The 15,356-nt window shown below is 69.8% G+C and carries 11 protein-coding genes; 8 read left to right on the top strand and 3 right to left on the bottom strand.

Going from position 1 to position 15,356, the window contains the following annotated elements:
- Positions 1 to 27 precede the first annotated feature (27 nt).
- The 4 genes from ACZ6YV_RS08395 (at position 28) to ACZ6YV_RS08380 (ending at position 3,318) form a co-directional block, all read left to right on the top strand.
- Positions 28 to 249, top strand: coding sequence for a Trm112 family protein (locus ACZ6YV_RS08395; RefSeq protein WP_005150815.1), 222 nt, complete (start codon positions 28 to 30; stop codon positions 247 to 249).
- On the top strand, positions 233 to 1,324 hold the full coding sequence (locus tag ACZ6YV_RS08390) for a hypothetical protein (RefSeq protein WP_465508992.1): 1,092 nt from the start codon (positions 233 to 235) through the stop codon (positions 1,322 to 1,324). Before ACZ6YV_RS08395 ends, ACZ6YV_RS08390 begins: the two co-directional genes overlap by 17 nt.
- A 70-nt stretch (positions 1,325 to 1,394) precedes the next feature.
- Positions 1,395 to 2,618 (top strand): mannose-6-phosphate isomerase, class I, encoded by a 1,224-nt coding sequence (gene manA / locus ACZ6YV_RS08385; protein ID WP_465509291.1) that lies wholly within the window; start codon positions 1,395 to 1,397, stop codon positions 2,616 to 2,618.
- A gap of 187 nt (positions 2,619 to 2,805) precedes the next feature.
- Positions 2,806 to 3,318 (top strand): hypothetical protein, encoded by a 513-nt coding sequence (locus tag ACZ6YV_RS08380; protein WP_465508991.1) that lies wholly within the window; start codon positions 2,806 to 2,808, stop codon positions 3,316 to 3,318.
- Between the two features lie 46 nt (positions 3,319 to 3,364).
- Here ACZ6YV_RS08380 and ACZ6YV_RS08375 read toward each other — a convergent pair whose 3' ends face one another.
- Positions 3,365 to 6,370, bottom strand: a complete 3,006-nt coding sequence (locus ACZ6YV_RS08375; RefSeq protein WP_465508990.1) for an AfsR/SARP family transcriptional regulator — start codon at positions 6,368 to 6,370, stop codon at positions 3,365 to 3,367.
- Between the two features lie 156 nt (positions 6,371 to 6,526).
- Between ACZ6YV_RS08375 and ACZ6YV_RS08370 the strand changes: the two genes are divergently transcribed.
- From ACZ6YV_RS08370 to ACZ6YV_RS08360, 3 genes are all read left to right on the top strand, one after another.
- A complete protein-coding gene (locus ACZ6YV_RS08370; RefSeq protein WP_465508989.1) occupies positions 6,527 to 7,441 on the top strand; it encodes a cation diffusion facilitator family transporter in 915 nt (304 codons plus the stop codon).
- A 232-nt stretch (positions 7,442 to 7,673) separates the two neighbouring features.
- Positions 7,674 to 9,194 (top strand): amino acid permease, encoded by a 1,521-nt coding sequence (locus ACZ6YV_RS08365; RefSeq protein WP_465508988.1) that lies wholly within the window; start codon positions 7,674 to 7,676, stop codon positions 9,192 to 9,194.
- Positions 9,195 to 9,417: 223 nt separating this feature from the next.
- On the top strand, positions 9,418 to 10,119 hold the full coding sequence (locus ACZ6YV_RS08360) for an LPXTG cell wall anchor domain-containing protein (protein WP_465508987.1): 702 nt from the start codon (positions 9,418 to 9,420) through the stop codon (positions 10,117 to 10,119).
- Between the two features lie 44 nt (positions 10,120 to 10,163).
- On the opposite strand, the gene ACZ6YV_RS08355 is transcribed toward ACZ6YV_RS08360, so the two are convergent.
- Complete coding sequence (locus ACZ6YV_RS08355) at positions 10,164 to 12,458, bottom strand: hypothetical protein (protein ID WP_465509290.1); 2,295 nt, start codon at positions 12,456 to 12,458, stop codon at positions 10,164 to 10,166.
- Between the two features lie 92 nt (positions 12,459 to 12,550).
- On the opposite strand from ACZ6YV_RS08355, the gene ahcY reads away from it, so the two are divergent.
- Entirely contained in the window at positions 12,551 to 14,065 is a 1,515-nt protein-coding gene (gene ahcY / locus ACZ6YV_RS08350; protein WP_465508986.1) for an adenosylhomocysteinase, read from the top strand.
- Between the two features lie 67 nt (positions 14,066 to 14,132).
- Here ahcY and ACZ6YV_RS08345 read toward each other — a convergent pair whose 3' ends face one another.
- Positions 14,133 to 15,167: a hypothetical protein gene (locus ACZ6YV_RS08345; protein ID WP_465508985.1), complete on the bottom strand. Its 1,035-nt coding sequence runs from the start codon at positions 15,165 to 15,167 to the stop codon at positions 14,133 to 14,135.
- Positions 15,168 to 15,356 lie beyond the last annotated feature (189 nt).

Raw genomic sequence — 15,356 nt, 5'->3', positions numbered from 1 at the left:
AGAGATGTCCCACAGGTAGGAGTAACCATGGCCGTCACGCTTGACGCACAGTTGCTGGAGATCCTGGCCTGCCCGTCCCCCGATCACGCACCACTGCGGACGGGGACGACGGCCGACCCGGAGGCAGACGCGCTGACCTGCACGGAATGCGGTCGGGTGTATCCGGTCCGTGATGGAATCCCGGTACTGTTGCTGGACGAAGCCACCGAGCCGACGACCCCGGATGGCGCCCATGCCGACGGTCCCTGACGATTCCCTGCTCGACGATCCCGCGAGGCTGGCCGAGGCCGACACCGCGGGGCTTCTCCGTGCCGCCGCGATGGCGGGCGCCCAGGTCCGGGCGACCGCCGAAGCCGCGGCCGAACTCGAGCTGAGTGATCGACTGGACGTCGGGCGCCCGCGCTCGCTCGTGCTGATCGACCGGCCCGGCGTCAGCCGGACGCTGACCAGGCTGGTCGCCGCGCTCCTCACCCCGTCATGCCCGGTGCCGGTCGTCGTCGCCGAGGTCGTGCCGAGCTGGATCGGTGCGCTCGACGTCGTGTTCGCGCACACCGACGACGCAGGTGACCGTGAGCTGGCCGCCTCCCTGGAGCGCGCCGCCCGGTTCGGGGCGACGGTCGTGCTGTCCGCGCCCGCCGAAGGCCCGGTCGCGGCCTCCGTCGCGGGCAAGGGGCTGCTGCTCGCGCCGAGGCTCCCGGTTCCGCCGGAGATGGCCTTCCCGCGCGGGCTCGCCGCGGCCCTGCTCACCGCGAACGCGCTCGGCCTGCTGGTCGCCGATCTGGAACAGCTCGCCGACCAGCTCGACGCGGAAGCCGAGAAGGACTACCTGGCGAGGGACTCGTTCGCGAACCCCGCCAAGGCGCTGGCGCTGAAGCTGGCCGACCGCCAGCCGCTCCTGTGGGGGCTGGACCCGGTCGCGGTCGCCGTCGGCGAGCACGCGGCCCACGCGTTCGCCGCCCACGCGGCCGTCGTCTGTGACGTGGAGGACTATCGCCAGGCGCTGGCGAGGCCCGCTTTGCGGCGTGCGGCATTGTCCGGGGGCGTGGAGCGCGATATCTTCGCGGACCCGGAGGAGGGGGTCGGCTCGACGCCGAGGGTGTTGCTCCTCTCGGTTCGGACCGGGCCCGCCACGGAGGCGGCCCGCTATCAGGCGGAAGACCTGCTGCCCGGTGCGGACGTGATCGCCCCGGCCGAAGAGATCGAAACGGACGAGATCGTGCGTGCGGCCGTTCTCGCGCTGCGTTTCGAGCTGGCCGCGGTTTATCTCGGGCTCGCCGTCGGCAGCATCGGCGGCGCCGGGAGGTACACGCCTGCAACGGCGTGAGCCCCGCGCGCGACGTAAGACATGAGGGCCGGCACAAACAACCCGTGCCCGGCGAGGAGTTGAGGTGACAGTGGAGCTGCTGCGCAATGCCGTGCGGCCCTACGCGTGGGGTTCCAGAACGACGATCCCCGAGCTGCTGGGGCGTCCGGTTCCGGCGCCGCATCCGGAGGCGGAACTGTGGATGGGCGCCCACCCCGGTGACCCGTCCCACGTCATCGGCCCGGACGGCACCGAGCGGAGCCTGCTGGAGCTCGTCGAAGCCGATCCGGTCGGCCAGCTCGGCACGAGCTGCGCGGACCGCTGGGGCGGCAGGTTGCCGTTCCTGCTGAAGATCCTCGCCGCCGAAGAGCCGCTTTCGATGCAGGCGCACCCGTCCGCCGCGCAGGCGGCCGAGGGGTACGCGCGTGAGGAGTCGGCGAGGATCCCGCGCGACGCGTCGAACCGCAACTACCCGGATCCGACGGCGAAGCCGGAACTCGTCTGCGCGTTGACGGAGTTCCACGCGCTGGCGGGTTTCCGAGACCCAGAACGCACGATCTCGCTGCTGAAGGCGATCGAGACGCCAGGGCTGGCGAAGTACGCGGTACTGCTGGAGGCCCAGCCGGATCCGGCCGGACTGCGCGCGCTGTTCACCACCTGGATCACCCTGCCGCAGGCCGCGCTCGACGAACTACTGCCCGAGGTCCTCGATTCGTGTGTGAAGCACATTCGGGAACGCGGCGAGTTCGACGTCGAATGCCGGACCATCCTGGAACTCGGCGAGTCGCATCCGCGGGACGCCGGTGTGCTCGCGGCGCTGCTGCTCAACCGGCTCACCCTCAGCGCGGGCGAGGCGATCTACCTGCCCGCCGGCAACCTGCACCTGTACCTGCACGGCACCGCCGTCGAGATCCTGGCGAACTCGGACAACATCCTGCGCTGCGGGCTGACCCCCAAGCACGTCGACGTGCCGGAGCTGCTGCGCGTCGTCGACTTCGCCTGCGGCGAGATGCCGGTCCAGTGCGGCGAACGCCAGGAGCGCCTGTCGGTGTACCGCACCGACGCGCCCGAGTTCGAGCTGTCGCGGATCGAGTGGGCGGCCGGGGACGACGGCGAGACCGCCGTCCACGACGTCGGCCCGCAGATCCTGCTGTGCACGGCCGGAGGCCTGCTGGTGACCGCCGACGACGGCGAGCAGGTCGAACTCCGCCGCGGCCAGTCGGTGTGGCTCCCTGCCGCCGACCCCGCCGTCCGGGTGCGGCCGCTTTCCGGCGAGCGCACCCAGGTCTTCCGCGCCACCGCCGGCACCTGCTGACACCCTTCGCATTTCGTCCTCTGGATGCGGTACTCGCACACGCAAGGACCGCATCCAGAGGACGAACTGCGTTTCTTGGCCGAACTGTGTGCGTTCCGTGTGGCGGGTTCCGCGACCATCATCCTTACGGGTGACCCGGCGATTGTCGTCGGCTTCTCCCGGATGACGATGGCCGAGGAGAGCAGCAGTGACTTCCCATCCCGACGCGGCGGGCGGGCGCGCCTACCGGGTGCCGGTTTCCGTGCACCCCGCCGTCCTGCTCGCCGCGCTCGGAATCGCCGTCGTGGCCGTGCTCGTGCCGGTCGCAGACTTGGCACTCCCGCTTCCGGACGGTCAGGACCTGGCCGTCCCGGCGCCGGCGCTGGCGGGGTTCGCCGGTGACGCGATCGAGTCCCTCAAGGCCGCTGGGTCCGGCTTGCACGGCCTCGCCGCCGACGCGGAGAGCAGGCTGAACATCCCACTGGTCGTGCTGATCACACTCGGCGCGCAGGTGCTGCTCACCGCCGCGCTGGTGGTGAGCGGCACCCAGCCCATCCGCGTGATGCTGACCGTCGCCGGGCTGATCAACGTGTTCGCGGTCGCCCGGCTCGAACCCGCCTCGCCGCCGATGTGGGACGCCGCCGCCAACGGGGTGCTGGCGATCGCGCTGGCCTGGTTCTCCGCCGGACGGCGTGAACCGCTAGTGAATCAGGGGAAGTGATCGGACTTCCGAGTGGTGCTCGTCTGAGGGGTCGGGCACCACTCGGTCAGGCCGGGGCGGGTTCGGTGAGCGACAACAGCAACCGGACGAGGGTCGAAGCGTTGGCGTCGTGGGGGACTTCCAATCGCTTCGCCTCTTCACCCGCCGCCTCGGCCGCCTTTGTTTCCCCGACGGCCTCGTACGCCCTGCGCAGCACGTGCAGGGTGAGGCCCGTCGCGGGTTTCCCGCCCATGGCGCGGAATTCGTCAAGACAGTGGCGCAGCACGGGAATCGCACGATCGGCCCGGCCGTCGCCGATCCAGCTCGCCGCTATCGCGCGAGTGCAGGAAAGCTCCCTCGGCCGTTCTGCGAGTGCGCCGGCGATCCGCCGCGCGTTCTCGTAGGCCTTCACCGCGCCGCCGCGTTGTCCGGCGCCCGCGAGGATCGCGCCCTGGGTGCGCAACGACTTCGCCAGCGCCGATTTCGCCGTCGTCCGGCGCAGCACCCGGACCGATTCCTCGATCTTCTCCAGCGCCTCTTCTTCGCGGCCGTCGAGCATCAGCGACCACGAAAGTCCTTGTAAGGCAACGCCGAGCTGGCGTTCGTCGCCACCTTCGCGCGCGTGCGCGAGGCTCCGGCGGTCGATTTCCAGCGCCTCGCTGACCTTGCCGAGCCGATGCAGCGCCGCGGACTCCGCGTGCCGCGCGTACGCCCCCGGCCCGGTTTCCTCCACAGTGGACAGTTCACGGGCCTGGGTCGCGGCGTGCAGGGATTCCCCGGCCCTGCCGAGGCCGACGAGGCAGCGCGCCAGATTCGTTTCGACCCACGCCCGCGCGGAAACGTCACCCAGTTCCGCCAGCTCCTTCGAGCATTCGCGGTAACCCTCGACGGCGCGTTCGTACTCGCCGCGGACGTGCAGCAGCACCGTCAGGTTCGCCTCGGCGATGACCGCGATATGCCTGTCACCCGCCTTGCGGGCGGCGTCGCGCAAGGTCTCGTACGCCGTCCGCATGTCGGTGTAGTGGCTGTGCAGGTACAGGTACGCGCTCAGTCTTTCCAGTACCCGCAACGCTTTTCGCAGCCAGCCGACGGCACACAACGACGAGACGGCGGCGACCAGGTTGGCCCGCTCCACGGCGAACCAGGTGCCGGGATCGCGCAGCAGGCGCTCGACCAGTTCGCCGGACAGGGGCTGGGCGGGCACGTCCTGATCCGACAACGGCATCGGCACCGTCCTCGGCAGGCGGCGGGCCGCCGTGTCGGCGAGGCACAGTGCCGCGTCGGACACCTTCGTGACCGTGGCCACCCGCTCGGCGTGGCTCTCCAGCTCCCGGCCGAGTTCGGTGGCGAACACGCGCACGAGGTCGTGCACGCGGAACCGCTGCTCGCCTGTCGGGTCGAGACCGGTGGCCTGGAGCAGGCTGGCTTCGACGAGCTCGTCGATGGCCTCGTCCGCGTCCTCGGTGTCGATGAGGACCGACACCGCCCAGGCGGGAAGGTCGTGGGTGCGGCAGCGGCCGATCAGCCGGAACGCGCGCCGCGCCGCCGGGCTCAGCGCCTGGTAGCTCAACGCGATGCTGCCGCGCACCTGGAGATCGCTGACCTGGAGTTCGTCGAGGCGGGAGACCTCGTCCTCCAGCTTTCCGGCGAGTTTCCCGAGCGGAAGTCCCGGCCGCATGGCGAGCCTGCTGCCGGCGATCCGCAGCGCCAGCGGGAGATTGCCGCAGGCCTTGGCGATCCGCTCCGCGTCCGCGCGTTCGGCGCCCACCCTGTCCGGCCCGGCCAGCCGTGCCAGCAGAGTCATCGCCTCGGCGCCGGACAACGGCGCGAGGTGGAGGCGATCCGCCCCGGCGAGCCCGGAAAGCCGCATCCTGCTGGTGACCAGGACGGCGCTGCCCGGCGTTCCCGGCAGCAGCGCGCGGACCTGCTCGGGGCCCGCGGCGTCGTCGAGCACCACGAGGACCCGCCGATCGGCGAGACGGCCGCGATAGACCGCCGCCCTGGCCTCGACGTCGTCCGGGATGGCAGGACCCGTGACGCCCAGCGCCCGCAACAGGTCGCCGAGGACGTCGGCGAGTTCGCGGGGTTTGGAGGCGCCCGCCAGCGGGACGAACAGCTGCCCGTCCGGGAAGGACCGGCGGAGCCTGTGCGCGGTGCTGACCGCGAGGGTGGACTTGCCCGCGCCGGGTTCGCCGGTGATCACCGCGACCGGGACGCCCGCGCCGTCGCCGAGCAGCCCGGAGAGCTGCGCGATCTCGCCTTCGCGGCCCGCGAGATCCGCGATGTCCGGGGGCAGCTGGCAGATCGGGAAAACCTGCGCCACCCTGGCCGACGGCACCGGATCCTCGCCGCGCAGCACGGCGGCGAGCACGCGGCGGACCTCGGCGCCGGGCTCGACGCCGAGCTCCTCGACGAGGGTGGCGCGAAGTTCTCGATGGACGGCCAGTGAGTCGGCCTGTCGCCCGGCGCGGTGCAGCGCGATCATCAGCTGCGCGGCCAGCCGCTCGCGCAGCGGGTGTTCGGTGATCATCGCCTGGAGTTCGCCGGTGAGCTCGCCGTGCCTGCCGTCGGACAGTTCGGCGTCGACACAGTCTTCGAAGGCGGCGAGCCGTTCCGACTCGAGCCGGGCGACGTCCGCGTCGAGCCGGGGGACGCTCAGCCCGGACAGGACCGGCCCGCGCCATTCCGCCAGCGCCCGGCGATAGTGCCCGGCGGCCGCCGCCGGGTCGCCCGCCCGCGCCGCGGCCTTCCCCGCCGCGGCGGCTTCGCGGAACGAAAGCAGATCGAGGTCGCCGGGCTCGACCGCCAGCCGGTAGCCGTGCGGATCCCGCTCGATCTCCAGCCCCTCGAACCGCGCCCGCAAGCGCGAGACGTAAGTGTGCAGATTCGAGGAGTAGGACTTCGGCGGACCCTCCGGCCAGAGGGTCTCGACCAGGGCATCGACGGGGACGGACGAGTTCGCGTTCACCAGCAGGACGGCCAGCAGGGCGCGCTGATGATCGCCGCGCGGCGCGGTGCGCCGCCCGTGCGGGCTCTCGATCGTCAACGGTCCGAGCACGCCGAATCGCGGCACGGGTACCTCCCAGGTCCAGGGAGTGGCGACACTAGCGAGGGGTTCCGACAATTCTGTGACCTGTCCCGCCCGGCGCGTACCGGCTCATCTGCACTGCTAGCCTTCGAACCCGGCATATCGGGACACCATTTCTTCAGGACACCAGGGGAGTCGCACGTGTCTGCAGGTGGCGGAACCAAGGCGATCATCGCCGCGCTCGTGGCGAACGCCGGAATCGCGGCCGCGAAATTCACCGGCTTCCTCATCACGGGGTCGTCCTCGATGCTCGCCGAGTCCGTGCACTCGCTGGCGGACACCTCGAACCAGGGCCTCCTGCTGCTGGGCCAGAAGACCTCGCAGCGCAAGGCGACCCGCACCCACCCGTTCGGCTTCGGGCGGGACCGGTACTTCTACTCGTTCATCGTCGCGCTGATGCTCTTCAGCCTCGGCTCGGTGTTCGCGCTGTACGAGGGCATCCACAAGATCAGCGAGCCGGAGGGGCTGACCTCGCCGCTGGTGGCCGTCGGCATCCTCGTGGTCGCGATCGGGCTGGAGTCGTACTCCTTCTACACCGCGATCCAGGAATCGAAGAAGATCAAGGGCGACGCGGGCTGGTGGGCGTTCATCCGCCAGGCCAAGACCCCCGAACTGCCGGTGGTCCTGCTGGAGGACGCGGGCGCGCTGCTCGGCCTGGTGTTCGCGCTCGCGGGCGTCGGGCTTTCGGTCGTCACCGGCGACCCGATCTGGGACGGCATCGGCACCGCCATGATCGGCCTGCTGCTCGGCGTCATCGCGATCATCCTGATCATCGAGATGAAGAGCCTGCTGATCGGCGAAGGCGCCTCCGAGCCCGACCTCGACACGATCATCGACGAACTCGCCGCGGGCAAGGTCGAGCGGGTCATCCACATCCGGACGCTGTACATCGGCCCGGACGAGATGCTGGTGGCCGCGAAGCTCGCGCTGGTGCCGGGACTGGAGACCGGCGAGGTCGCGCAGGCCATCGACGACGCGGAAGCGCGTGTGCGGGCGAAGGTTCCTACGGCGAAGCTGATCTACCTGGAGCCGGACCTGGACCGCTCGCTGGCGTGAGCCGCCGGACGCTGCTGAAGTACATGAAGGCCCCCTTCCTTGCGCCAGGCGCAAGGAAGGGGGCCTTCATGTACTCGCGTCGGCGGGCCCCGCGACCGCCATCCGGCGCGACTGTCCGTACTCCGCCGATTACCGGCGCGACCTCCGCGTACTTCGTTGCTCTCCCACCGCGCTGCCGTCACGACCGGGCGATAGGGTCCTTTGAACCGCAGTCAGGTGTAGGAGGTCAAGGGTGCCCGGAAACGGTCTGTGGCGTACGAAATCCATCGAGCAGTCCATCGCGGACACCGACGAACCGGGGACCAAGCTCAGGCGGAACCTGAGCGCGTGGGACCTGACCGTCTTCGGCGTCGCCGTCGTCATCGGTGCCGGTATCTTCACGCTCACCGCGCGCACGGCGGGCGACTACGCGGGGCCGTCGGTCTCGCTTTCGTTCGTCTTCGCGGCCATCGCCTGTGCGCTGGCGGCGCTCTGTTACGCGGAATTCGCGTCCACCGTCCCGGTGGCCGGGAGCGCGTACACGTTCTCTTACGCCACGTTCGGCGAATTCATGGCGTGGATCATCGGCTGGGACCTGATCCTGGAACTCGCGGTCGGCGCGGCCGCGGTGTCGAAGGGCTGGTCGGCCTACCTCGAAACCGTGCTCTCCTACATTTTCGGCAAGGGCACGAAGACGACTTTCGAGATCGGCGGTGTCCCGGTCGACTGGGGTGCCCTGATCGTGGTGCTGGTGCTGGCGACTCTGCTCGCCGTCGGCACGAAGCTGTCTTCGCGGTTCTCGATGGTGATCACCGGGATCAAGGTCGCGGTGGTGCTGTTCGTGATCGTGCTCGGCATCTTCTACATCAAGAGTTCCAACTACAGCCCGTTCATCCCGGAGGCCCAGTCCGGCGCCGAATCGTCGGCCACCGGTGTGGACCAGTCGCTGTTCTCGGTGATCGCGGGCAGCAGCAGTAGTTCGTTCGGCGTCTTCGGTCTGCTGGCCGCGGCGTCGCTGGTGTTCTTCGCGTTCATCGGTTTCGACATCGTCGCGACCACCGCCGAGGAGACCCGCAACCCGCAGAAGGCCGTGCCGCGCGGCATCTTCGGCTCGCTGGCCATCGTCACGGTGCTCTACGTCGCCGTGTCGCTCGTGGTCGTCGGCATGGTGAACTACAAGGATCTCGCCACCTCGGCGGGTGACGGTGGCAAGAAGACGCTCGCTTCCGCGTTCGCGGTCAACGGTGTCGACTGGGCGGCCAACATCATCTCCGTCGGCGCGCTCGCCGGTCTGACGACCGTCGTCATGGTGCTGATGCTCGGCCAGATCCGGATCATCTTCGCGATGTCGCGTGACGGTCTCATGCCGCGAGGCCTGGCGAAGACCGGCGCGAACGGGACGCCCAAGCGGGCGACCATCGTCGTCGGCGGACTGGTCGCCGTCGCCGCGACCTTCTTCCCGGCGGACAAGCTGGAGGAAATGGTCAACGTCGGCACGCTGTTCGCCTTCATCCTCGTTTCCGCGGGCGTGATGGTGCTGCGCAGGACGCGACCGGATCTGCCGCGTGCCTTCCGGGTGCCGTGGGTGCCGCTGATCCCCATCCTGGCGATCCTCGCCTGCCTGTGGCTGATGCTGAACCTGACCGTTTTGACCTGGTTGCGGTTCATCGCGTGGATGGTGCTGGGCGTCGTCGTCTACTTCGCCTACAGCCGTCGCCATTCGCTGCTCGGCAAGAGGAACAAGGAGGAGAAGGCGGAGTCCGTATCGGACTGATCTTTCTCGTTTCGGCGGCCCACCATTCCCTTGTGGATGGTGGGCCGCTTTGTCGGGGGCCCCGGTTTCGGTGTGAAATCGGTGTGCGATAGCGTCCGGGCTCTTGCCTCACCCTGACGGGTGAACGGAACTCGTGTAGAAGCACCGCGAGTTGACCGTCATCCCTCGAAAGAGGTACCGCGCTTTGCTCGTTTGTCCCCCGATCGGTACAGGAGAGCTCTGAATGCAGATCAAGTCCGGACGGCGCGTCCGTTCCGCTGTCACCGTCGTCGCGCTGGCGACCGCCGCCCTGCTCGGCACCGCCGGCTCGGCGCTGGCTTGTCACTCCGACGACGAACACGCCAAGCCGATCCCCGGCAACATCAGCAAATGCGAGCAGGTCAAGGCCGGCGGTTCGGCTCTGTCCGACTCGGACTTCAAGTTCACCGGCGGCGTCGGTGAGCGGCGGCTCAACATCACCGGCGTCGGCGAGGGCGTCAAGGTGACCGCGATCGTCGTCCTCGGTGGCGACGACGGCTACAACGTCTACGAGCCGGGCAAGCGCAAGCTCGCCGACACCCCGCCGTGGACCGAGCTGCGCGCGCCGTTCAACCGCGACGGCGGCAAGGCGAACATCGACAAGTGGTTCGCGTGCGGCGAGAAGACCAAGCCGACCGAGCAGCCGAAGCCGTCCGAGCCGACGAAGACCTCGACGGTCAAGCCGCCGACGACCGCTCCGACCACCACGGAGAAGCCGTCCGAGACCTCCGCTCCGTCGAGCACCGCGGTTCCCGCCCCGAACGTCGGCGGTAACGGCGCCAACGGTGGCGGCCTCGCGGACACCGGTTTCGACAACGCCTGGCTGCTGTGGGCCGGTGGCCTGCTGGTCCTGGCCGGTGCCGGCGTCCTGGTCCTGCTGCGCGTGCGCCGCGGCAAGACCGACTGAAGCTAGTCAGTGACTGAAGGCCCTCTTCCTCGCGAAGGGGGCCTTCAGCGCATTTGCGGGAAGTCCCCGAACAGTGATCCCTGCTCGCCCCAAGCGTTCGACGGGCGGGGGCGGCCGAGACCGGCGGCCATCGCGACGGCGTTGTCCCATTCGGCGTCGACGACGTAGTCCGTGTGCTTGAGGACGCCGGGCGCCCAGCGGTGGCGTCCGGTCGGCCCGCGCATCGGGTCCGGCAGCCAGTGATCGCCGCCGAGCACCAGGACACCCTGATCGTCGGGTTCGGCGGCCAGCGGCCCGGTCCCGCCGCCGGGCAGGTAACCGTCGCCCAGCAGTTTCCCGGACACCACGCGATGCCGCCACGTCGTGACGCCGCCGCCGAAGACGTCCGTGCCGCGGCACAGCGACCGCCAGCGACCGTCGAGGTCCTCGTACAGCCCGGCCAGTTGCGTCGGCGGCAGCATCGCGGGGAAGGCGCGCTGGTAGCCCCATTGCAGCGGCGAGCCCGCGGTCAGCAGCCCGACGCGTTCGCGGTCCTCCGGCGGGAGATCGGCGATCACGCGAGCCGCGGCCAGCACGGTCAGGAGGCTGCCGAGGTTGTAACCGGACAGCACGACCCGCGTCCCCGGATCGGCCAGATGTTCCTTCACCCGGTCCGCGAGTTCCGGGACGACCTTGAGCGCGTAACTCGGCGGCACGGTCGGATGGGCGGCGCGCGGCCAGAAGCACACGAGGTCCGCCAGCGCGCCGAGGTGACGGCTGCGCGTGGGCTTCGTCGCGGCGGCGAACACGACGCGCAGCAACCCCGCCGCCAGCGCGCCCAGCGCGAACACGCCGATCCCCGAAATCGGCGTGAACCAGTTCGCCAGCGGGCCGAAACCGAAGCGCAGCACGAGGAGCGCGCCGCCGCCCGCCGCCATCGCCAGCGCCACCGCGAGCGCGAGATGGTGCAGATGCTTGCGTTCCCACGAGGCGCGGGCCCAAACGCGGGCGGCCTCCTCTTCCTGCGCCTTGCCGATCTCCATCAGCGCGACGACCTCCGGGACGCCGCGGCGCAGCCGCCGCAGCGGGACGGCCACCGCGAAGCCCAGCACACCGAGCACCAGGGCGAGCGCGAGCCCGGCGCCCCACAGCACTGTCACCAGGACGTAGGTGTCGGGCAGCCGGAGATCGGTCGCGCCGACCAGTTGCCGCAGCGCGACAGCGAGTCCCGCGCCGAAGCCGCCGCCGAGCAGTCCGGCGAGCGCGACGACCGGCGCCGCGGCCCAGCCGCCGAGCCAGGGCCGCAACCGTCGCGGCAGGTGCTTCCAGGCCGACCGGCCGAACAACGCGGCCGGGATGAGTATCACCGCGAACAGCACGGTCACCACGACCATCGACGCGCCCAGCGCCTCGACCGTCCCGTCCGCTCCGCCGAGCCCGCCGCCCGAAAGCCCCGCGGGCAGCGGTGTCCGGCGCACGACGGCGATCCCGACCAGCGCGACGGCGAACGCGATCAGCCCGCCCCGGATCACCGGTCCGGCCGAGAAGCCGACCGTCGAGGCCAGCAGTGAGGCGACGGCGAGCGCCATCGCGCAGATCCAGACGATCAGGTCGAACGTCTTCGTCGGCAGCCGGAACGGGCCGCCCAGCAGCGGGAGCGCGACACAGGTCAGCGCGGCGATGGTGTGCAGTGTGCGCAGGCCCGGCGTCCGCGGCAGGTCCTGCGGTTGCAGCGGGCTCGAACTGTGCGAGCGGTGCAGCCGGTTCCGCGAGCGCCAGTCCGACGACGGGATCCTGTCGAGCACGAAGATCAGCGCCAGCAGCGGGACCACCCCGATCGCCGTCCGCAGCGGCGCGAAGTCCCGCAGGAACGACGGCGCGCCCGGCAGGCACGTCGATCCCGGGGCGAGGCACTGCGCGGCGAACAGGTCGAGCGAGACCACCGCGAGCTGGCTGATCAGCAGCATCGTCAGCAGCAGCGAGGCCACCCGCAGCAGCCCTCGGCAAGCCGTGCCGAGCATCGCCGCGAACCGCTTGCCCTCCGGGACCGGCGGCAGCATCCAATGCGCCACGTTCGCCAGCGAGAACGGGAACAGCAGCGCCCAGGTCGCCTTCGCCGCGCCCCCCGAGGTCATCCCGCTCCACAGGTAGCCTTCGAGGATGCGCGGGATCGAGCGGCCGAGCGCGGGCAGCACCGGACCGGGAGCGGGACGGCGCAGCCGGTCCGACGGCCGGATCAGCCTGCCGATCCCGTCGCCCGCGACGTCGACCACCGACGTCGAATCCAGCAGGCTTTCACCGCTCGTGCCCACTAGCCCGGGTACGCGTATTTCGACGACGCGGGTATCGGGACCCGGCATGACCACGGTGAAGGCCTCCAAACCGTTCCAGTGGGCGTTGAGCCGACAACGGTACTGTTCCGATGTCATCCAACCTTGGAGGAAGCGCGCATATGACCCCCGAAAGCGTTGCCGAGCGGCACGACACCCGCAACGGCATCGAGTTCGCCGTCGCCGATCTCGAGGCAGCCGAGTTCGGCCGCAAGGAGATCCGCCTCGCCGAGCACGAGATGCCGGGCCTGATGGCGCTGCGCCGCGAGTACGCCGAGGTCTATCCCCTGCGGGGAGCCCGGGTTTCGGGCTCGCTGCACATGACGGTACAGACCGCGGTCCTGATCGAAACCCTCGTCGCACTGGGTGCCGAGGTCCGCTGGGCCTCCTGCAACATCTTCTCCACGCAGGACCACGCCGCCGCGGCGATCGTCGTCGGCCCGCACGGCACCATCGAGGAGCCCAAGGGTGTGCCGGTGTTCGCCTGGAAGGGCGAGTCGCTGGAGGAGTACTGGTGGTGCACCGAGCGGATGCTCACCTGGGACGGTGAGGGTCCGAACATGATCCTCGACGACGGCGGCGACGCCACCATGCTGGTGCACAAGGGAACCGAGTTCGAGAAGGCCGGCGTCGTCCCGTCCCCGGACGAGGACACTTCGGACGAGTTCCGCGTTTTCCTCCAGCTGCTGAGCGCCTCCGTCGCGGCCGACACCGGCAAATGGACCAAGATCGGCGAAGGCATCCGCGGTGTCACCGAGGAGACCACGACCGGCGTGCTGCGGCTCTACCAGCTCGCCGCGGCCGGTGAGCTGCTGTTCCCGGCGATCAACGTGAACGACGCCGTGACCAAGTCGAAGTTCGACAACCGCTACGGCATCCGGCACTCGCTGATCGACGGCATCAACCGCGGTACCGACGTCCTCATCGGCGGCAAGGTCGCGGTCGTCTGCGGCTACGGCGACGTCGGCAAGGGCGCCGCGGAATCGCTGCGCGGCCAGGGCGCGCGGGTGATCGTCACCGAGATCGACCCGATCTGCGCGCTGCAGGCGGCGATGGACGGCTACCAGGTCAAGAAGCTGGAGAACGTCCTCCCCGAGGCCGACATCATCATCACGACCACCGGGAACAAGGACGTCGTGCTCGTCGAGCACATGGCGAGGATGAAGCACCAGGCGATCCTCGGCAACATCGGCCACTTCGACAACGAGCTCGACATGGCCGGTCTGCAGCGCTACCCGGGCATCCGGCGCATCAACATCAAGCCGCAGGTCGACGAGTGGGTGTTCCCTGCCGGGGGGCCGGGGGCCGCCCCCCGGGATGAGCACAGCCCGGATGGCAAGAGCATCATCGTGCTGTCCGAGGGCCGTCTGCTGAACCTGGGCAACGCGACCGGGCACCCGTCGTTCGTGATGTCGAACAGCTTCTCGAACCAGGTGATCGCGCAGGTCGAGCTGTTCACCAAGCACGAGGAGTACGACAAGGAGGTCTTCCGCCTCCCGAAGAAGCTCGACGAGAAGGTCGCGAAGATCCACCTCGACGCGCTCGGCGGTGAGCTCACGAAGCTGACCAAGGAGCAGGCGGAGTACATCGACGTGGACGTCGAAGGTCCCTTCAAGACCGACCACTACCGGTACTGAGCGCTGCTATGAAAGGTCCTTTCCTCGCGAAATTTGCGAGGAAAGGACCTTTCATAGCGCGTGAGCGCTACTCCCACTCGACCTCGATGCCGGCCAGCCCCGGCCCGGCGTCGCTGAAGAAGCCGCTGGTCACGCCGCCCATGTCGCAGGGCAGCTCTTCGGACTCGACGGGGACGGCGTCGTCGCGCGTCCGGAACTGCCGCGTGCAGCGGGCGGGCAGCGCGCCGAGCGCGAACTTCAGCTGCACCAGATAGCTCGAACACTGGTCCCGCAGCATCCGGAAGTACCCGGGCGACGCGGCGCCGGAGTCGTCGTGGACCCCGAAGCAGAACACGTGGATCTCGCCCTCGGCGAGCTTCCGGTCGAAGAGCAGTTCGGTGGCCATCGTCTCGGCCTCGGCGTTGCGCCGGATCCGGCCGACGCGGCAGCCCTCGTCGGTGACCAGCTCGACGTCGCCGATGTCGCAGCCGGGGTCGCCGTTGTAGACGGTGACGTACCGGTCCGGACCGTGGCGCCGCGCCCGGCAGACCAGCCGGGTGTGCAGGGCGACCTGCCGGTGGGCGGCGTCGAAGGTGATCGTGTCGTGCACCGACAGCATTTCGAGGTCGGCGTTGTACCGGTTGGACGACGGGTACGCGCCCAGCTCGGCCAGCAGCTGGTCGACGATCGAGCCCATGTCGCCGGACCGGATGTCGTGGAACGACGCGGCCATCTGATGCCCGCGCGCCCGCGTCGTCCGCGGTCCGATCAGCACGACGAGCGCGTCGGCGGGCAGTTGCAGCACCGATTCCAGCGCGCGGACCGCCGGGAGCGCCTTGGGTACTTCCGGCTGGCGCAGTCCGCGCTGCCAGTAGCTCAACGTCGACTGTCCGATTTGGACGCCGCGGAGTCCTAGGTGGGCGCGGAGCCTGGCCAGTGACAGGCCGCGATAGGCGATCGCCTGCCGGAGCGCGTGGTGGAATTCGCCGCTGCGCAGTGCCTCGACGAGTTCCTTGGGCAAGGATTCGAGCGGCTGACGGCGCGTGCCGTCGATGATCGTCGGGGTGTCCACGTCGGAGGGATGCTTTCCCGCCGAGAACGCATCGCCACCGTCTCGTGTCACCGCTCGTCCCTTCACCAGACCAGTGTGTGCGCTGAGCGTGAACACCGCGGAACGTTCACGTTAGCAGCGCACTGTGAACACTACGTCCCCCGTTCGGGGTGGTTGACCCCGGAAGAGTGACCGTTCCGGGGTGTGGAAACGCCCCGGAACGGTCCGTTCCGCCGAGTGCCCATCTTGCTCTGTGTGAGC

Source organism: Amycolatopsis sp. NPDC102522 (genome assembly GCF_055584485.1).
Note: the sequence above shows the minus strand (reverse complement) of the source record. Positions and strands in the feature narration are given on the sequence as shown.